The following is an 18169-nucleotide window of genomic DNA, read 5'->3' as shown; positions in this document are numbered from 1 at the left end:
GGGACGGCGGGCGAACGCGCACGCGGGGGCAGTGAAAATGAATACAGAGGCGGAAGAAACAACGGAACCGGGAACCGCGATGAGCCGATCGGCTTTCGACGTACCGCAGCGCATGAGCGACTTCGACATCGAGTTGAAGCTGCTGCTCGACGCGATTTATCTGAAGTATCAGCACGACTTTCGCCACTACGCGATGTCGTCGCTACGCCGCCGCCTGACGCAGGCGCTCGACGAGTTCGGCCTGCAGACGCTGTCGCAACTGCAGGACCGCATCATGCGCGACGGCGAGCAGTTCTCGCGGCTGTTCCAGTACCTGACCGTGCAGGTCAGCGACATGTTTCGCGATCCTTCATATTTTCTCGCGCTGCGCGAGCACGTGCTGCCGCGGCTGCGCACCTATCCGTCGATCAAGGTATGGGTCGCCGGTTGCAGCACCGGCGAAGAGCTGTGGTCGCTGAAGATCCTGTTCGACGAAGAGGGCCTCACCGAGCGCACGCTGTTCTACGCGACCGACATCAACCCCGACGCGCTCGCGCGCGCCGAATCGGGCATTTACTCGCTGGAGCGGATTCAGGGCTTTACGCAGAACTACCTGGCGGCCGGCGGCACGCGGTCGCTATCGGACTACTATCATGCGGCGTATGGCGGCGCGCGCTTTGCCGGTTCGCTGAAAGAGCGCGTGGTGTTCGCCGATCACAGCCTGTCCACCGACGAAGTGTTTCTCGAAGCGCATCTGGTGTCGTGCCGCAACGTGCTGATCTATTTCGATCGCGGCTTGCAGGATCGCGCGTTGGGGCTATTCGAAAACGCGCTGGTGCGGCGTGGCTTTCTTGGGTTGGGCAGCAAGGAAAGCCTGCGTTTTTCCCGTCATTACGAAGCGTTCGACGAGTTTCGCGCGGCCGAACGCATCTATCAGAAGCGGTAGCGCCATGTCACGCCCGATCGATCCGCCTTCGACCCCGCCGGCTGCCGATATCCATACCGATACCGACGCCGAAGCGCCCACCGTGCCGCGCGGCTACGACCTCGTCGTGATCGGCGCGTCGGCGGGCGGCATCGACGCGCTCGGCGTGCTGCTGCTCGCGTTGCCCGCGCGCTTCGCGGCGGCCGTGATGATCGTCATGCATCTGCCGGCCGATTCGCCGAGCTATCTGGTGCCCGCGCTCGCGCATCGCTGCGCGCTGCCGCTGCTCGAACCGGACGCGGGCGAACCGATCGTGCCGGGGCGCGTGCTGGTCGCGCCGCCCGGCTATCACATGCTGGTCGAGGTGGATCGCACGGTCGCGCTGTCCACCGATGCGGCGGTGCGCTTCTCGCGGCCGTCGATCGACGTGCTGTTCGAGTCGGCTGCCGCCGTGTACCGCGAGCGGCTGCTCGCGATCCTGCTGTCCGGCGCCAACGACGACGGCGCGTTTGGCCTCGAACGCGTGCGCGCATTCGGCGGTACCGCGTGGGTGCAGACGCCGGAGAGCGCCGGCTCGCCGGAAATGCCGCGAGCGGCGATCGTGCGCGGCGCGGCCGATGCCATCTACAATCCCGAAACCCTGGCCGCGCACCTTGCCGCGCTGCCGACTTCTCCCTGATTCGATGCAATGACGAACTCACCTGTCAACATCCTGATCGTCGACGACATCGTCCACAACATCACCGCGCTCGAAGCGCTGCTTACGCGCCCCGACGTCACCGTGCTGGTCGCCGACTCCGGCACCGCCGCGCTCGATCTGCTGCTCAAGCATGAAGTCGCGCTGGCGATTCTCGACGTCAACATGCCCGGCATGAACGGCTTCGAACTGGCCGCGCTGATGCGCGGCAGCCCGCGCACCTCGCACGTGCCGATCATCTTCCTGACTGCGACCGCGCAGGACGCGTCGCGCACGTTTCGCGGCTACGAGGCGGGCGCGGTCGACTTCCTGTACAAGCCGTTCGATCCGCGCATCCTGCAATCGAAGGTCGACGTATTCGTGCAACTCGAACAGCAGAAGCGCCAGCTCGCCGCGCAACTGGTGACGACGCGCCAGATGCTCGAAGCGAACGAGATGCTGATGGCGGTGCTCAGCCACGATCTGCGCACGCCGCTTGGCGCGGTACTGGCGTCGGCGGAATATTTGATGCGTACCGCCACCGACGAGCAGGCCGCGACCGTCGCCACGCGCGTGAAGAACAGCTCGCTGCGCATGGCACGGATGGTCGATCAACTGCTGAATCTCGCGCGCCTGCAGGGTGGACGCTTGCCGTTGCAGCCGCGCTCGATCGAACTGGCGACGCTGTGCCGTTCCGTGATTGACGAATTCGCGTCGCAGAAGAGCGGCAAGCGGATCGTGTTCACCTGCTCGGGCAACAGCACGGGCGCGTGGGATACGGACCTGATCTGGCAGGCGGTGTCGAATCTCATCGGCAATGCGCTGCATCATGGCGCGCCGGAAGGCGATATCGGTGTCGACGTCGACGGCGACGCGGAGGAGGTCGTGCGGCTCAAGGTGTCCAATCGCGGCGAGATTCCGGCCGAGGTGTTTCCGCATCTGTTCAAGGCGTTCGGCTCGAACGGCAGCGGAGCGCGTTCGCGCGAAGGGCTCGGGCTCGGTCTGCATATCGTGCAGGAGATCGCGCGCATGCATGGCGGCGAGGTCAGCGTCGAATCGAGCGAGGCTGCGGGCACGACGTTTACGATCGCATTGCCGCGCACGGTGACGTTGCAACGCGGCTCGCGGGGCGCGTTTACCCGGAGGTAGGCGGAGGTCGGTGGCGATGGCGGCGCCGCGCGCTGTGCTACGCTTGGGTCCACCCATTTCACGCAGCGCAACCGGCACCCATCATGCGTTCCTGGCGTCTCGCCTCACCCCAGCGCAGCGGACAGATCAGCACCGCGCTCGCCGCCGATCTCGTCATGGCGATCTCGCAGCCGGACGCCGATGCGCTCGCCGCGAGCATTCTGCAGACGGTTGGCGAAGCGCTGTCGCTGCCGGTTTCGCAGTGCACGATCTTCGCGTACGAATTCGGCGCGCGGCCGCGCACGGTGTCGGCGGCCGATCATCGCGGCGGGCGTTTTCTGCGCGACGTCGCCGAGCGCTACGCCACCCATTTCTATGCGCTGGACGGCAATCGCGCGATTATCGGCGATACCCGCCACAACGCTCAGCCGCCCGCGCGCAACGCGCTGGTGCTGCATCAGCAGCGCGGCGACGAAATCGAAAACGAAGCGTATCGCGCGGCCTGCTACGCGCAGCCGAACGTGTCGGACCGGCTGTCGCTGCTGATGCAGCCGATGGACAGCGTGTGGCTGTCGATCAACCTGTATCGCGACCGCGCGCACGGCGTGTTCGAGGCGGGCGAGCTGGAGCGGATCGAAAGCGTCGCGCCGCTGTTCGCGCATGCGGCCACAGGCCATTACGCGTTGAATGGGCAGCATCAGCAGGGCGCGGCCGTGGCGATGCTCGCGCGTGTGCGGCGCGTATGTCCGGCGTTGACGCCGCGCGAACTCGACGTGCTGCGCGGCACGCTCGAAGGTGCGAGCGCCGTCGAGATCGCCGCGTGCATGGGCGTGAAGCCGGCGAGCGTGATCACTTATCAGAAACGCGCGTATGCGCGGCTCGGGATTTCGAATCAGCGGCAATTGTTCGCGCTGTGTATGCAGCCGTAGTGGTTTGGGTTGGGCCGGCGTTTCTTGAGGTTTCGCGGGTGTTCGGTTTCGTGTGGTTTCGAATAGCGCGTTAAAGCGCGCTTCAACACGCTTGATTCGCGTGCCGTTTCATCGCCGGTTTCAGAGCCGGTTGCATCCACCGCGGCGGCTCCGTTTCACGTTCAGCCTGCCGCCGCGCATCAATCCCGCTTGCTCCGCGCGTCGGTCTGCGTGTCCCGGTCCCAGCGTTTCAGCCACGGCATCACGAAGTCCGCGAAGCCGTCGGCGGACGGCGACAGCGTGCGTTCGGTCGAGCGGTAGACGCAGACCGCGCGAATCGTTTCCGGATCGACGATACGTTTCATCACCAGCCCGAACGTGCGCGCGAGCGGCGCGACGTAGGCCGGCGCGAGCGTGACCGCGAGCCCTTGCGCGGCGAGGCCGAACGCGGTCGTCACGTTATCGACGACATCGACCGGGATGATGCGGGCTTCGAGCGGCAGGTTCGCGAGCATCTGGTCGACCGCGCGCTCGTGATCGCGGCCGGTCGCGACGATCGGCACGTCGCGCAGATGCTGCCATTGCACGCGGCGTCGCGAGGCGAGCGGATGGGTAGCCGCGCACCACATCACCCACGGGCTCGCGAACGCCCGATCGCAGCGCACGCGCGCACCGCTTTGACGGTCCGGGCCGATCGCCAGATCGATGTCGCCGCTCTCCACACGTTCCACCAGTTGCTCGACCACGGTATCGCAGATGCGCACGACGACCTTCGGTTTGTCGCGCGCATAGTCGGCGATCGCCGCGGGCAGCGCGGTCGACGCGATCACGAGCGGCGCACCGACCCGCACGATGCCGGCCGCGCGGTTGCGGATATCGTCGGCGGATTGGGCGGCCGCGCGCACGTGACGCAGCACCGATTCGGCCGACGCCAGAAAATCCTGCCCGGCGCTGGAGAGCGCGACACGTCGCGTGGTGCGGTCGAACAGGCGAAAGCCGAGCTCGGTTTCCAGCTCCGCCAGCAGCTGGCTGACCGCCGACGAAGTCAGCCCGAGCCGCTGCGCCGCCGCGCCGATACTATGCAGATCGACGATGGCGAGAAACGCTTCGAATTGGCGGATCGTGACGCGGGTGAGTGGCATACGATCGATTCTAAAGAAAAACTTACGAATCGTGAAAAATCGGTTGATTGTGCGCGGCGCCCGCAGCAACGACACTCGTAGCGGTCGACGTAGCCCGGCAAACCCGCTTAGACTTCAGCTTTGCCCGGCCGTGCGCCGCCGGCGCGCGTCAGGTCGCTCACGCGGGCTCGCGCGCCGCGCGGCCAGCCCGCTACCCCAGGCCCTCCGAGGCCGCCTTCAAGGACCCGTCATGTTCGACCATATTCCCGCCTATCCGGGCGACCCGATTCTGAGCCTGAACGAAGACTTCCAGCTGGACCCTCGGCCGAACAAGGTCAACCTGAGCATCGGCATCTATTTCGACGACGCCGGCAAGCTGCCGGTGATCGACGCGGTGCGCCGCGCCGAGACCGCGCTGCTCGAGGCGATCGGCCCGCGCTCGTATCTGCCGATGGCCGGTCTGCCGCTGTACCGCGACACCGCGCAGGCGCTGGTGTTCGGCGCGAACAGCGCGGCGCGCGCCGAAGGCCGGATCGCGACGCTGCAAACGCTCGGCGGCTCGGGCGCGCTGAAGGTCGGCGCCGATTTCCTGAAGCGCTATTTCCCGGGCTCGCAGATGCGGATCAGCGACCCGAGCTGGGAGAACCATCGCGTCGTGTTCGAGGCCGCGGGCCTGACGGTCAACACCTATCCGTACTACGACCCGCAAACCGGCGGCCTGCGTTTCGCCGAGATGCTCGCCGCGCTCGATACGCTGCCGGAAAAGAGCGTCGTGCTGCTGCACGCGTGCTGCCACAACCCGACCGGCGTCGATCTGAGCCCGGCGCAATGGGCTGAGCTGGTGCCGGTTTTGCAGCGCCGCAAGCTGATCGCATTCGTCGACATGGCCTACCAGGGTTTCGGCGCGGGCCTCGAAGAAGACGCTGCGCCGGTGCGCCTGCTCGCCGATGCGAACGTGCCGCTGATCGTCGCGAATTCGTTCTCGAAGAATTTCTCGCTGTATGGCGAGCGCGTCGGCGCGTTGAGCGTGGTCTGCAAGAGCGCCGACGAAGCCGCACGCGTGGCTGGTCAGCTGATGTCGGCGGTGCGTGCGAACTACAGCAATCCGCCGACGCACGGCGCGCGGCTCGTCGCCAACGTGCTGGCCGACGCGACGCTGCGCGCGTCGTGGGAGACCGAACTCGGCGCGATGCGCGAGCGCATTCTGGCGATGCGCAACGTGATTTACGCGGGCCTCGAAGGTCGCGTCGACGACGTGATGCGCACGCGCTACGTCGCGCAGCGCGGCATGTTCACCTACACCGGGCTGAGCGAAAGCCAGGTCGAGCGACTGCGCAACGAGTACGCGGTGTACGTGCTGCGCTCGGGGCGAATGTGCGTCGCCGGTCTGAATGCGCGGAACGCGGACTATGTTGCGTCGTCGATCGCGGCGGTGGTGTCGGGCGCCTGACGCAAGGAGTCGGGCAGTCGAGCCGCCGTGCATGACGGCATGGCACACGAATGAGCGGCGCGCGACCGCGCCGCCACGACAACAATCATGGAGACACCGATGACGGCCACGACCCTCGAAGCGCAACCGGCCAGCGCGTCCGGCTCCGCCGCGATGCATCCGGACGAATGGCAGGCGCGCGTGCAACTCGCCGCGTGCTACCGGATCTTCGATCTGCTCGGCTGGACCGAGATGATCTACAACCACATCACGTTGCGTGTGCCCGCGAGCGTCGCCGGCGACGAGCGGCATTTCCTGATCAACCCGTTCGGGCTGCACTACAGCGAAGTGACCGCGAGCAATCTGGTGAAGATCGATGCGCACGGGCGCGTGCTCGACGGCTCGCCGTATCCGGTGAATCCGGCCGGCTTCGTCGTGCATGCGGCGATTCACGAGGGACTACCCGACGCGCACTGCGTGATGCATACGCATACGACGGCGGGCGTCGCGGTGGCCTGCCTCGAAGACGGTTTGCAGCAGACCAACTTCTATAGCGCGCAATTGCATGACCGGATCGCGTATCACGACTTCGAGGGCATCACGATTCATGCGGAAGAGGGGCCGCGCCTGCTCGCGCATATCGGCGACAAACAGGCGGTGATCCTGCGCAATCACGGCCTGCTCGCGTGGGGCCACACGTTGGCGCAGACCTTCGCGATTCTGTGGACGCTGAATCGCGCGTGCGAAATCCAGATGGCGACGTTCTCGATGGGCCGCGCGCGGCCGGTGCCGGAGGAGGTCGCGATTCGCTGCTCGCGCGATTCGCTGCAATTCGATCCGCGTCATGGCGCCGGGCAGGATGTGTTCGATGCGCTGGTGCGGCGGGTCGATCGGATCGATGCGAGTTATCGGCAGTGATTGAATAGAATGGCTTGGGCGGAGTGTGAAAGCGCGAACGTGGTGACGAACGCGGTGATGAACACAGCAGCGGACGCAGAAAATGAGCAAGGATTGAAGCGATGAAAGTAGCGATCTACGGCGCCGGTGCGATCGGCGGCTGGATGGGAGTGAAGCTCGCGCAGGCGGGGCACGAGGTGAGCGTGGTCGCGCGCGGCGCGACGCTCGACGCGGTGCGCCAGCACGGCTTGCGGTTGATCGAAGGCGGCGTGATCTACGCCGAGCAGGTCAAGGCCAGCGACAAGCCGGCCGACCTCGGCGCACAGGACCTCGTCGTGGTCGCCGTCAAGGGGCCGGCGATGGCGGCGGTGGCCGCGCACGTCAAGCCGCTGCTTGGGCCTGAGACGATCGTGCTGACCGCGATGAACGGCGTGCCGTGGTGGTTCTGCGACGGCCTCGACGGCGAGTTTGCCGGCCAGCGTCTGAAGACCATCGACCCGGACGGCGCGATCGCCGCGGCGATTCCGACCGCGAAGACCGTTGGCTGCGTCGTGCATGCGAGTTGCCTGATCGACTCGCCTGGTGTGATCCGCCATCACCAGGGTAACGGATTGATCGTCGGCGAGGCGTCGGGCAAACCGGGCGAGCGCGTCGAACGGCTCGCCGCGCTGCTGCAGGCGGCCGGCTTCAACGCGACGATGTCGGCGCAGATCCAGCGCGACGTCTGGTACAAGCTGTGGGGCAACATGACGATGAACCCGGTCAGCGCGATCACCGGCGCGACGACCGACAAGATCCTCGGCGATGAACTCGTGCGCGGCTTCGTCACGCACATCATGCTGGAGGCGAAGGAGATCGGCGCGCGCTTCGGCATTCCGATCGATCAGGCGCCGGAGGATCGTCACGCGGTGACGCTGAAGCTCGGCGCGATGAAGACGTCGATGTTGCAGGACGTGCAGGCGGGTAAGGCGGTGGAGCTCGATGCGCTGGTGGCCGCGGTGCGCGAGTTAGGGCAATTGACGCGGGTTGCTACGCCGTATACGGATGCGTTGCTTGGGCTCGCGCGCTTGCATGCGAGTACGTTGGGGTTGTATTCGAAGGGGTGAGGGTGCGAAAAAGCCGCGTGTGTCTCGCGCGGTTTTCGTCATAGCGCCTGATGCCGGCACAGATCCACTCGATGGCCTCATCTAGGAGGGCGCTGTGAGTGAATCCACGCTTTGCGATGACTGAACGCGGACCATGGCAATTGACGGGAGAAAAGGGCTTCAAGGAGTACGTTGTCGGTGTTGGACGTTGCGTTTGGAGTGTGAGGGGCACTTTTCGGCTGACTTCGGAGCTTGGGTCGCTATCGCTGCGAGACGCCCTTGGCTTAATTCGGGTGCTTTCGTAGTCGACCCATAGCTGCCTTGACCCGATACGGCGCATCCGTCGTCTTTCATGGAACGGTCGTTCGGTGCCTCGTAAAGATCCGCGAACGATCGGATTTTCGGGGCACATGAACACAGCAGATGAGGTTGATTCGTCGGCTAGGTCTGGTTCGCAAGCTTATCGTCGTTATCTATAGTTGCGGTATGCAATGTAGTGAAGTCCGAGATAAGTTTGCTGAAGCTGTCAGCGAGATGTAGCGCACATTGAAGGGCTTGGTCATTACCTGAATTTTCGATTAAATTTCTTACTATTTCTGCATAGAAGGCCAACGCATTTGTGCTCATGTAGACCGCATACGAACCTTTCTCGGCATGCACCACTGCCAGGGCAAGATCGTGATCGTATTCCTTATTCATGGGTCCAGAAATCCAATTGTTGAACGAGTCCTCTCCCAATGTATGAATCGAGTCGGACGCCGGTGCAAAGACATCGTGATAAAAGTGTTCGGCCCCTATCGATTGAAAGCGTCGTCGGGCATCAGGCCATGCTTCCGCGTTATTGATTCCTCCTACAACCTTCTTGATTCTCTGAAGATATTCCATGCGTGCAGCGGCATCATCGATTGCGTTTTTGTTTTTCTGGGAAATGGCATACTCATGCCACTTCTTCGCACGGGAATGTGCATTTTCAAAATGTGCCCGCAGAAACGAACGTGCTCGATACTTAGGATTTTCAGAAATTATGTAGATAAGGTTTACACTGTGCTCAAGTATGACTCTGGATAAAACCTCCGCGGTGGTGAAGCGCTGATCCGATAGGCAGATCAAAGTCGTTTCGACCATCTCTTCTATTGCCGATATGATTGTGTAACATTGGGTTTGGGCAAGTGACGATTTCAATGTGCCTATACACTGATCAAAATTGTCGTCCAGTAATTTTTTCGTCGTTGAGTATAGGATTCTTAGATTAGCTACTTTTTTTAAATCTTTTTCAAAGTTGCGTTTTGCTATACGAAAATTATTCGAGTTGTTCTGTTTGGTCATGATAATTTCTGATTTAATATTTATTGTGAGGGTGGATATTATTATAATTACGGCCTAATCCACATACGGCGTTGTCGAAGAGATGTCATTAGTTTTTTTTGAAAAAGCGGGTGTGCGCCAGTTCTCGACGTGAAACAGACTTCGAAATGGCTGAGGGTGTGCAATCACACAGCTTCTCTCTCGCGGCACCGAGCCCCAAAGCGTCCTGCTCAGTTGCATGGCGACAGCCTTCGATTGCATGTTGCGATGTACACATTTGTCGCGCCAAACTTGTAGTAGTGCGCTTGTGAGCGTTTTAGTGCAGCCGTCGTAACGCACAGGCAAGCTGGCGAGCCAGTGAGGCAGCCGCTGACAAGTATCCTGTTCATGCCGGATATCACGCATCGCTCGGAAGCACCACTTCTTGTGCCTTCTCGACGGCTGTGAGTTCCGGATTTTCAGGTTCCGCTTCAATGCGAGTCTTAAGCCAAAGCCCGAAGTCGCGCATGACCTCGACCACGGGTTTGAGGCGCTCTCCATCGTCAGTAAGCTGGTACTCCACTCTTGCGGGTACCTCGGCGAATATTGTCCGTTGGACCAGGCCGACCTGTTCCAGGGCTCGCAAATCAAGCGTCAACATGCGTTGTGATATTCCGGGAACGTCCCGGCGCAGATCATTAAACCGCTTCGGTCCGTCAAGCAAATAAGACACTAGCAGCAGACGCCAGCGACCGCCTAGCAAGCGCATTGCCTCTTCAACTGAACATCCTGTCGCACTTCTCTTCATTATTTGTTTCCCGTTTAAGTATATTTTTTGTACCTATATCACAAACTTCTGCCTTCTTCTCTTTTTATCCCTGCTCGGCGATATTATCCTCCGCGCCATAACGGTGGTGCACACACGTTTTCGATCATGAGGAAAGTACATTGAAGCTATATCACGCACCGGGTAGTTGCTCGCAGGCAATTTGTATCGTTTTGCAGGAAACCGGATTGAATGCGAGGACCATCAAAGTCGATGCCCGCAAGCATTTATTGGAGGACGGAACCAGCTATTACGACCTTGCCGAACTGGGCTACGTACCGCTCTTGCAGTTGGACGATGGCACGTTTCTCCGTGAGGGGCCGGTCATCGCGCAGTATCTTGCCGACCAGCGTCCGGAGACACGGTTGGCACCTGCTTACGGCACGATGGGCCGTTATCGATTGCTCGAATGGCTCAACTTTCTGACTTCCGAAGTTCATAAAGGCTTCATCCCGTTGCTCTATGCCGTGGCAGCGGGCAAATGGGTTGATACCGCCAGGCCAAAGCTCGAAAGCAGGTACGAGTGGATTAATCAGCAGCTATCTGGCCGGCAGTTTTTAATGGGAGACGATTTCACTATCGCAGATGCCTATCTGTTCACGCTGACGGGTTGGGGCAAGGCGACATGGATGAAGTCTGTATACAACGCGAACGTTGACTTCAGCTCGCATCGTCATCTTCAGGCGTGGTACGAACGCGTCAGGGATAGGCCAGCGGTGCAGCGCGTCCTGACAGAAGAGGGGTTGTCAGGGAATTGAAACATGATGTGGATGTGTGTTCGGTCGACCACGTTTTCGCTATGGTCGCTCAGTTCGCCGCGTAGATGAATCGCAGATATAGAGTAGTGCAGCGCAATCCCCTGATCGATTGCGCTGCGCACCGGCACGATCCCCGGCACCGTCCGGAATCTCGTGCCCAGCCTTCAGCGCTTAAGGATAACTGACCACATTAACCGGAATCGTCGACGTGCCGGTCGCCGCCGCGCCCGTGGTGTTGATCACGTGCGAGATGGTGCCCACGCCGCCGAGCGATACGGTAAGCGTGTCATGCAGTTTCACGCCGGCCGTTTGCGGGACTTCGAAGCCGTGCAGCGCGTTGACCGCGGGGTTGACGTTGAAATAGCAATAGCTGCCCATCCCCCAGGTTTCGTGCGTCGTCACGCCGTCCGCCACCTTGTACGCCGCGTAACCATTGCCGGCGCTGCTCATCCATGACGCCTGATCGGGCACGTCGTAGGGCAACTCGTTCTGGAAGAAGATCGTCTTGCCGTTCTGGCCGTTCCAGACCACGTTGTACTTCTGATAGTGCTCGACGAACAAACCCGTAGCCAGCACGTTCGCGCCGTTGACGATCAGACCGGTGTCGGCGGTGTTCACGGTCCAGCCGGTCGGCGCGGAGCCGTGGTCGGCACGCCATGCCCAGATGTCGTCGATCAGCGCGTCGCTGCTGTTCACGACCAGGCTGTTGGTCGCCTTGCCCGCCTGCGCGCCGCCGATGCGGAAGTACACGTCCTGCACGCTGGTCGGGTTGGCCGCATGGCTCGTCGACGAACCGGTAGCGCCGATAGTCAGCAGCGTGTCGCTATTCACCGAACCTGCGTCGAACAGCAGGCCGGCGATTCTGACGCCATCCACGTCAGCTACCGTCATCGCGTTCACGCCGTTATCGGGCGTGAGCGTGGGAAAGCCGATGCCCAGTACCACGGTGTTAGCGTTCGTGATCGCAAGCGGCTGGTCGAGGTGATAGGTGCCGGGCGTGAAGAACAGATTCAGCCCCTGCTGCAGCGCGGCGTTCAGCGTCTCGGCGGTATCCGTCGGATGCGCGACATAGAACTGGCTCATCGGAAGCGACGTGCCCGCCGTCGACCCCGATGCCCACGACGCGCCGCTCGCGCCAGTGCGCAGCGCGGGGACGAAGACGTGATAGTTACCCGACGCGTCGATGTACAGATAAGGCTTGTCGCGCGATACCGGCGTGGTGGCGAGCGTGGTGTAGGGCGGCGCGGCATTCCACGTGGCCGGGAACGATTGCGCCGGCGCACCGTTGACACCCGAGAACACCATGTTCCAGACGCCGTTCGACCATCCTCCGATCGAGCTGTCACGCGTGTACCACTGTTGTTGCGAACCGGAGGTGACGGTGCCGTCGACCGCGCTGTCGGCGAGATAGCCGCCGCTTGCGTAGCCTTGCCCGTCGCCCTGATTGGACGGGCCGAGCGTCAGGTTGCCCTTGATGTGCACGCGGCGCATCGGCGCGGCTTGCGACACCGCCCAACGATCGGTGCCATTGCTCGGCGTGACGGCCACGTTCTCCAGCGAGCGCCAGAAATTCTGCGTCGCGTTCGACTGGTCGCCGTAATTCCATCCGCTATCCACGGTGACTGAGCCGTTGATATTCGTGTCGTCCGGATTCTGTCCCAGTCCGGCAACCGACGTATAGAACCCGACATTCGCATTGATATTGTTATACGTGCCGGGCTTGAACAGAAATGCATAACGTTGCGAACCGAATTGCGCGGTGGAACTGAGCAATTGCGAATTGAACGCGGCATCGAGTTGCGATTGAATCGATGCACTCGACATGCTCGAATCGAACACGACGACATTGGACCCGAAGTCTGGCGTATTCGACGTAACGATAGCGGCATGCGCATGCGCTACGCTGCCGGCCACGCTGCCGGCGCCGCTATCGCACGCCGTTAACGTGACGGCCAATACGGCACTCAAGGAGAAAACAACGTAACTGCTCCTTCGATAGATAAACATATGTCATCCTAAATATTGTGAGCCGCTATTGACCGCAAGCGGCTTCCTGCGTCATCGGCACCGTTTTGAAGGGCGGCGTCGTCTCGTATGCGCAGGAGGGATTAATTGGAGGTTATGTATAGCTAATTCCAAGGCGTCGAATCTTTGCACGACCTCGTATATCGCAGGGAGATCGAGGCGAGTATATATGACGATTTCACGCGTGACGCAGTCATTTATCGCTCGATACCCGCTTAAATGCCGGGTGAATCGCAAAATTAATCAAAGGCACGCGACGAGCATAAAACGCTGACTAGGCGGACATATATCGGACCGAATTTACGCGTAGCTGAATTGGATGGTGAGGTTTCTGATATTCCAATTGATGGGAAATGACGTTGTGAATTCCGTTTGCGGCGCCTATGCCCCGTGTTCGCACGTCGGCTCGCGGATTCATTCGGTCTTTGGATGAATGGATTCGACATTCGGAAGAGTGGTTTAACGAACGGCAAGCATAGAATCCGGCAATAGCTTCACGACAGACCACCTATTAAAGGATCCCACACGAGGGTCCTCCTTTGGAGACGCGTCGATGGCATTGCAAGGAGAGCCTTTTTCCAGTCCCGTATCGCCTGTGCGCACAGGCTTGCGCGCCGGCGAGAGCGGCTTCGAGGAAGCAACCTACCGTAAGGTTGCCTGGCGGCTGGTGCCGCTGCTGTTGCTATGTTATGTCGTCGCGTATCTCGATCGCGTCAATGTCGGTTTTGCCAAACTGCCGATGGCGAGCGACCTGCAATTGTCGGATGCCGTGTATGGCTTCGGCGCCGGAGTCTTCTTTCTCGGCTACTTTCTGTTTGAAATTCCGAGCAACCTGATTCTTCACCGGGTTGGCGCGCGTATCTGGATTGCCCGCATCATGGTGACGTGGGGACTCATTTCGTGCCTCACGATGTTCGTCTCGTCGCCGACCTGGTTTTACATCATGCGTTTTGCGCTCGGCGTCGCGGAAGCGGGGTTCTTTCCCGGCATCATCGTTTATCTGACGTGCTGGTTTCCCGCGCATCGTCGTGCGCGTATGACATCGCGTTTTATCGTTGCCGTTCCTCTGTCCGGCATGATTGGCGGACCGCTCTCCGGCTACATCCTCAAGACTTTCGACGGTGTTCACGGCTGGCATGGCTGGCAGTGGTTGTTTCTGCTCGAGGGCTTGCCTTCGATTGCGGTTGGCGTGCTGGTGCTGCTGTGTCTGGACGATCGAATCGGCAAAGCCAAATGGCTGTCCGACGACGAAAAGGCGCTGCTCGAGCGCAACGTCGAGATCGATAACGCCGGCAAGGAGAGCCTGACTTTCGGCGCGGTCATGACGGATGCGCGCATCTGGCTGATCTGCGCGATGCACTTTTGCTTCGTGATGGGCATGTATGGCGTGGGGTTCTGGCTGCCGACGCTGATCAAGGGCGCCGGCGTGGTGGATCCGTGGATCATCGGCGTGCTGTCGATGATTCCGGCATTCACTGCCGTCGTGATGATGCTCGGTGTAGCGCGGAGTGCCGACCTGCGCCGGGAGCGTCGGTGGCATACGGCGGCGCCCGCGCTCTGCGGCGCGGTCGCGCTGCTTCTTGCCGTCGCGTGGTCGCACGACACGACGCTGGCGATGATCGCGCTATCGCTCGCCACCGCGGGCATTCTGACGACGCTCCCGCTTTTCTGGTGTTTCCCGACCGCGATCCTCGCGGGTGCCGGCGCTGCCGCGGGCATTGCGCTCGTGAATGCGATGGGGAATGTGGCCGGTTTCGTCGGGCCTTACGCTGTGGGATGGTTGCGCGAACTTACCGGAACGCCTACCGCAAGCATGGTCATGCTGGCAGGTTTCATGTTCGTCGGCGGGTGCCTCGCGCTGTGTTTCCCGCGCGAACTGGTCAATCGATAACGTGGCAGACGTGCCGGATGAATCGCTCGTGTCGGTGCCGCTGTCGGCGCTTGCCGATTCGCGTCCCGTGATCGACCCTGATTTCTCGGGACGCGAATTCGGATGACGGCGTGGCGAGGTGCCCGCTTAGGCGTCGCCCCGCGTTTATCAACGGTTTACATCGACGACGATCCGTCCGCGCACACGCCCCGCGAACAGATCGCTTGCTGCGGGAATGGCTTCTGCAAGGCCGATTTCTCGTGTGATGGTGTCGAGGTCGGCGAGGTCGAGTGTCTCGGCGAGCGCTTGCCATGCGCGTTGACGTTCTTCGAACGGACGCGTCACACTGTTGACGCCGAGCAGGCTCACACCACGCAGGATGAAAGGCGCGACCGTGGCCGGAAGGTCCATACCTTGTGCGAGACCGCAAGCGGCGACAGCGCCATCGGCACGCAGGCTCGCGCAAACGTTCGCGAGCGTATGGCCGCCCACCGAATCGACGGCCGCTGCCCAGCGTTCCTTCTGGAGTGGTTTGCCGGGAGCCCCCAGGGATGCACGGTCGATAACTTCCACCGCGCCCAGTTGTTTCAGATAGTCGGCTTCTTCGAGCTTTCCTGTCGATGCCACGACACGGTAGCCGCGTCGCGCGAGTAGCGTGATGGCAAAGCTGCCGACGCCACCACTCGCCCCGGTCACGAGTACTTCGCCGCGGTCTGCGTGGATGCCGTAACGTTCGAGCGCGAGGATGCAGAGCATTGCCGTGTAACCGGCGGTGCCTACCGCCATCGTCTGACGTAGCGTGAGGCCTGTGGGCAGTGGAATCAGCCAGTCACCGTTAAGACGCGCCCGCTGTGCGAGGCCGCCCCAATGCTGCTCGCCGACACCCCAACCATTAAGCACGACGGCATCTCCGACCGAATATCGCGGATGCGAACTTTTAGCTACGGTGCCGGCGAGGTCGATGCCCGGCACCATCGGAAAGCTTCGCACTACCGGGCCTTTTCCGGTGATGGCAAGGCCGTCCTTGTAGTTGAGCGTGCTGTATTGCACGTCGATCAGCACGTCACCGTCCGGCAGACGATCATCGTCGAGCTCGGTAACGTGAGCCGAATATGTGTCGGAGTCCTTGGTAACCAGAATGGCTTTAAACATGTTTCGTCTCGCTGAAAAAGGATGAAAGACGACTGCTCAGGAGGAGGGCCTACCGCTGCGATATAAGCGGCAAGCCTGTGATAAATCCGTGGAAGAATTTTTCGAGGGGCGCGGCGCTACGCACCAGTCGCGCGCGAAGAACGGCGCCTTCCCAACCGATCCAGAAGCACTCTGAAAGCGCGGCCAGATCGGCGTTTGGCGCGATCGTGCCTTCGATCTGGGCCTCGCGCAGGCACGCGGCCACGCGAGCCTGCCAGCCTTCGAAGATGCGCTCGAGCGACGCACGGAAATCGCTGGGCAGCATGTCGACCTCCACGCCGAGGTTACCAATCAGGCAGCCCCGCGTAAAACCGTGACGTGCCATACCGTCCTTCGCATCGTCGACGAAAGTGGCAAGGCGTTCGAGGGCAGGGCGAGTGTCATCGAGAAGCCAGTGATCGAGCTTCGAGCAAAAGTACTCGTCGTAGGCGGTCATCAGCTCGCGGCCGAAGGCTTCCTTGCTTTCGAAGTAGTGATAGAACGAGCCTTTGGGAATCCCAACCCGTTTGAGGATCGTATCGAGGCCCGTCGCGGCGAAGGTTTGCTCCGTGAGTAGAGCCATGCCGGCGCGGATTAAAGTCGCGCGCGTTGCGCCGTGAACCCTGGGGTCTTTCGGCGGGCGACCTCGGCGAGGTTTAGCTGTGGGCGTGTCCATATCGCGATATTAGACCGATTGTCTCGGAAATTCAATTTGCCTGCTGCAACTTGCAGCAAGTCGCAGTTCGCGCTAGCAGGAGTGACGACTGCAAGGCGTCAAAGGCCCGCAATCGTCCCCCCGTCCACACCAACGTGCCCGGCCTGGGCCGCACAGCCAGGATGTCCGTAGCCTGGCACGCAACGTAAGGGGAAATCATCCAGGGGCGTCAGCCGCGTGTTGCGGCGGGGCAGGTCATCTGCGCTGGTCCGGCCGCAGGACTGACACGCCCATGTCACAGAATCTGTCCTCCGATATCCTCTCCCATCCATTGCGCATCGCGCGCAAAGCCTTCGTGGCCCTCGAACATTTCCTTTACGTCGAAGTTGGCGGCGGCATCGTCCTGCTGACGGCAGCGCTCATCGCGAGAAAAACCAGGTACCATCGAGGCTGATTCGCGGAGCTTTGAGTAGAACGACATGCACCCGGAAATAATCCATGATTTGCTGGCAGCCGTTGCGCTCGGTGCCTTGATCGGCATGGAGCGGCAATCAAGGCAGCGTTTCACAGGTATTGCCACCCATGCACTCGTCTCACTGGGCGCGGCCACCTTCACTACACTGCCATTCCTGCTTGGAGAGGAGGGACAGGTCGTGCGGATGGCAGCGCCGGTTGTCTCCGGTATCGGCTTCCTTGGCGCAGGCGTCATCATTCGTGACGGTCTCAGCGTGCGCGGACTAAGCACAGCGGCGACAGTCTGGGGTACGGGAGCGGTGGGTGTGATCGCCGGCAGCGGCTTCCTCGCCACAGCCCTCATCGCAGCTTTGCTGATCATCCTATGTAATCTCGCACTACCGCCGTTAGCACGATTTATATATCGGCACGCTCCAGTTGAACCGAGAAACGAGTGCTATTACATCATCGAAGTGGTTACCCAGTCGCAACAGGAAGCACTCGTTCGAGCCACGCTGCTGCAACGTCTGGACGCCAACGGACTCTCGCTCCAGAGCCTGGAGAGCCACGCTTTGAAGAGCAGCGCGCAGGTTGAAGTGAATGCCGTGGTGTTTGCGCCCCAGCAACAGGATGAGCAACTGGAGGTACTGGTAGGCGAACTCGCGCTTGCGCCTCATGTCTCGGCGGTGAGCTGGTCTGTCAGTGAAGGGCCGCAATGAGCGCTACCAGAGATCGTTCCAATGGAGACCTGGACGTCGGGATTGCGGCTTTGCTTTGTCGGGAGGCTGGGATCGACGCGAAGCGGTCCTCTGGGTGACTTCTACTCAATGAAGGCGAACGGCCCAGTTCGACCCAGAGTGTGTGAAAACGCATTGATCGCCTAAACTGAATCAACGCACTGAGACCGGGTGACTCATGAAGCGATTCGTTGAAGGCGAAGACCGCAAGCAGGTCGCACTACTTCCCGAATGCGTTGATGA

17 protein-coding genes are annotated in these 18169 nt (G+C 61.3%); 10 read left to right on the top strand and 7 right to left on the bottom strand.

Annotated elements, in window-relative coordinates; genetic code table 11:
- Positions 1–79 precede the first annotated feature (79 nt).
- From HHL14_RS18270 to HHL14_RS18255, 4 genes are all read left to right on the top strand, one after another.
- Complete coding sequence (locus HHL14_RS18270) at positions 80–925, top strand: CheR family methyltransferase (RefSeq protein ID WP_169499033.1); 846 nt, start codon at positions 80–82, stop codon at positions 923–925.
- Positions 926–929: 4 nt separating this feature from the next.
- Positions 930–1583: a chemotaxis protein CheB gene (locus HHL14_RS18265; protein WP_169499032.1), complete on the top strand. Its 654-nt coding sequence runs from the start codon at positions 930–932 to the stop codon at positions 1581–1583.
- A 9-nt stretch (positions 1584–1592) separates the two neighbouring features.
- Positions 1593–2729, top strand: coding sequence for a hybrid sensor histidine kinase/response regulator (locus tag HHL14_RS18260; RefSeq protein ID WP_169499031.1), 1137 nt, complete (start codon positions 1593–1595; stop codon positions 2727–2729).
- An 83-nt stretch (positions 2730–2812) separates the two neighbouring features.
- A complete protein-coding gene (locus HHL14_RS18255) occupies positions 2813–3637 on the top strand; it encodes a helix-turn-helix transcriptional regulator (protein ID WP_169499030.1) in 825 nt (274 codons plus the stop codon).
- A 179-nt stretch (positions 3638–3816) separates the two neighbouring features.
- On the opposite strand, the gene HHL14_RS18250 is transcribed toward HHL14_RS18255, so the two are convergent.
- Positions 3817–4758 (bottom strand): LysR family transcriptional regulator, encoded by a 942-nt coding sequence (locus tag HHL14_RS18250; RefSeq protein ID WP_169499029.1) that lies wholly within the window; start codon positions 4756–4758, stop codon positions 3817–3819.
- A 229-nt stretch (positions 4759–4987) separates the two neighbouring features.
- Here HHL14_RS18250 and HHL14_RS18245 point away from each other — a divergent pair, with 229 nt between their 5' ends.
- From HHL14_RS18245 to HHL14_RS18235, 3 genes are all read left to right on the top strand, one after another.
- A complete protein-coding gene (locus HHL14_RS18245; protein WP_169499028.1) occupies positions 4988–6187 on the top strand; it encodes an amino acid aminotransferase in 1200 nt (399 codons plus the stop codon).
- 99 nt (positions 6188–6286) lie between these two features.
- Entirely contained in the window at positions 6287–7084 is a 798-nt protein-coding gene (locus tag HHL14_RS18240; RefSeq protein WP_169499027.1) for a class II aldolase/adducin family protein, read from the top strand.
- Positions 7085–7185: 101 nt separating this feature from the next.
- Positions 7186–8169, top strand: a complete 984-nt coding sequence (locus HHL14_RS18235) for a 2-dehydropantoate 2-reductase (RefSeq protein ID WP_169499026.1) — start codon at positions 7186–7188, stop codon at positions 8167–8169.
- 420 nt (positions 8170–8589) lie between these two features.
- Here HHL14_RS18235 and HHL14_RS18230 read toward each other — a convergent pair whose 3' ends face one another.
- The gene (locus HHL14_RS18230) at positions 8590–9474 is read right to left on the bottom strand and encodes a DUF5677 domain-containing protein (protein WP_169499025.1); all 885 of its coding nucleotides are present in this window, start codon (positions 9472–9474) and stop codon (positions 8590–8592) included.
- A gap of 376 nt (positions 9475–9850) precedes the next feature.
- Positions 9851–10240 (bottom strand): winged helix-turn-helix transcriptional regulator, encoded by a 390-nt coding sequence (locus HHL14_RS18220; protein ID WP_169499024.1) that lies wholly within the window; start codon positions 10238–10240, stop codon positions 9851–9853.
- A gap of 140 nt (positions 10241–10380) precedes the next feature.
- Here HHL14_RS18220 and HHL14_RS18215 point away from each other — a divergent pair, with 140 nt between their 5' ends.
- Positions 10381–11016 (top strand): glutathione binding-like protein, encoded by a 636-nt coding sequence (locus HHL14_RS18215; protein ID WP_169499023.1) that lies wholly within the window; start codon positions 10381–10383, stop codon positions 11014–11016.
- 171 nt (positions 11017–11187) lie between these two features.
- On the opposite strand, the gene HHL14_RS18210 is transcribed toward HHL14_RS18215, so the two are convergent.
- A complete protein-coding gene (locus tag HHL14_RS18210) occupies positions 11188–12972 on the bottom strand; it encodes a hypothetical protein (RefSeq protein ID WP_230413113.1) in 1785 nt (594 codons plus the stop codon).
- Between the two features lie 622 nt (positions 12973–13594).
- Between HHL14_RS18210 and HHL14_RS18205 the strand changes: the two genes are divergently transcribed.
- Positions 13595–14932 (top strand): MFS transporter, encoded by a 1338-nt coding sequence (locus HHL14_RS18205; RefSeq protein ID WP_169499021.1) that lies wholly within the window; start codon positions 13595–13597, stop codon positions 14930–14932.
- 147 nt (positions 14933–15079) lie between these two features.
- Here HHL14_RS18205 and acuI read toward each other — a convergent pair whose 3' ends face one another.
- From acuI to HHL14_RS18190, 3 genes are all read right to left on the bottom strand, one after another.
- On the bottom strand, positions 15080–16063 hold the full coding sequence (acuI, locus tag HHL14_RS18200; RefSeq protein WP_169499020.1) for an acrylyl-CoA reductase (NADPH): 984 nt from the start codon (positions 16061–16063) through the stop codon (positions 15080–15082).
- 49 nt (positions 16064–16112) lie between these two features.
- Entirely contained in the window at positions 16113–16757 is a 645-nt protein-coding gene (gene acuR / locus HHL14_RS18195) for an acrylate utilization transcriptional regulator AcuR (protein WP_169499019.1), read from the bottom strand.
- A gap of 274 nt (positions 16758–17031) precedes the next feature.
- Positions 17032–17217, bottom strand: coding sequence for a hypothetical protein (locus HHL14_RS18190; RefSeq protein ID WP_169499018.1), 186 nt, complete (start codon positions 17215–17217; stop codon positions 17032–17034).
- Between HHL14_RS18190 and HHL14_RS18185 the strand changes: the two genes are divergently transcribed.
- Positions 17216–17908 carry an MgtC/SapB family protein gene (locus tag HHL14_RS18185; RefSeq protein WP_169499017.1) on the top strand — a complete coding sequence of 231 codons (693 nt, stop codon included), beginning with the start codon at positions 17216–17218 and terminating at the stop codon, positions 17906–17908. The two genes, HHL14_RS18190 and HHL14_RS18185, sit on opposite strands and share 2 nt — an antisense overlap.
- Positions 17909–18169 lie beyond the last annotated feature (261 nt).

Source organism: Paraburkholderia antibiotica (assembly GCF_012927125.1).
Taxonomy (GTDB): domain Bacteria; phylum Pseudomonadota; class Gammaproteobacteria; order Burkholderiales; family Burkholderiaceae; genus Paraburkholderia; species Paraburkholderia antibiotica.
This window is presented reverse-complemented; position numbering and strand designations above follow the sequence as displayed.

Bases quoted from the DNA above. Each gene is read 5' to 3' on its own strand.
- HHL14_RS18270 (WP_169499033.1), top strand. From the start codon at position 80: ATGAGCCGATCGGCTTTCGACGTACCGCAGCGCATGAGCGACTTCGAC.
- HHL14_RS18240 (WP_169499027.1), top strand. From the start codon at position 6,287: ATGACGGCCACGACCCTCGAAGCGCAACCGGCCAGCGCGTCCGGCTCC.
- acuR (WP_169499019.1), bottom strand. From the start codon at position 16,757: ATGGACACGCCCACAGCTAAACCTCGCCGAGGTCGCCCGCCGAAAGAC.
- HHL14_RS18235 (WP_169499026.1), top strand. From the start codon at position 7,186: ATGAAAGTAGCGATCTACGGCGCCGGTGCGATCGGCGGCTGGATGGGA.
- HHL14_RS18220 (WP_169499024.1), bottom strand. From the start codon at position 10,240: ATGAAGAGAAGTGCGACAGGATGTTCAGTTGAAGAGGCAATGCGCTTG.
- HHL14_RS18255 (WP_169499030.1), top strand. From the start codon at position 2,813: ATGCGTTCCTGGCGTCTCGCCTCACCCCAGCGCAGCGGACAGATCAGC.
- acuI (WP_169499020.1), bottom strand. From the start codon at position 16,063: ATGTTTAAAGCCATTCTGGTTACCAAGGACTCCGACACATATTCGGCT.
- HHL14_RS18245 (WP_169499028.1), top strand. From the start codon at position 4,988: ATGTTCGACCATATTCCCGCCTATCCGGGCGACCCGATTCTGAGCCTG.
- HHL14_RS18250 (WP_169499029.1), bottom strand. From the start codon at position 4,758: ATGCCACTCACCCGCGTCACGATCCGCCAATTCGAAGCGTTTCTCGCC.
- HHL14_RS18230 (WP_169499025.1), bottom strand. From the start codon at position 9,474: ATGACCAAACAGAACAACTCGAATAATTTTCGTATAGCAAAACGCAAC.
- HHL14_RS18205 (WP_169499021.1), top strand. From the start codon at position 13,595: ATGGCATTGCAAGGAGAGCCTTTTTCCAGTCCCGTATCGCCTGTGCGC.
- HHL14_RS18265 (WP_169499032.1), top strand. From the start codon at position 930: ATGTCACGCCCGATCGATCCGCCTTCGACCCCGCCGGCTGCCGATATC.
- HHL14_RS18260 (WP_169499031.1), top strand. From the start codon at position 1,593: ATGACGAACTCACCTGTCAACATCCTGATCGTCGACGACATCGTCCAC.
- HHL14_RS18185 (WP_169499017.1), top strand. From the start codon at position 17,216: ATGCACCCGGAAATAATCCATGATTTGCTGGCAGCCGTTGCGCTCGGT.
- HHL14_RS18190 (WP_169499018.1), bottom strand. From the start codon at position 17,217: ATGTCGTTCTACTCAAAGCTCCGCGAATCAGCCTCGATGGTACCTGGT.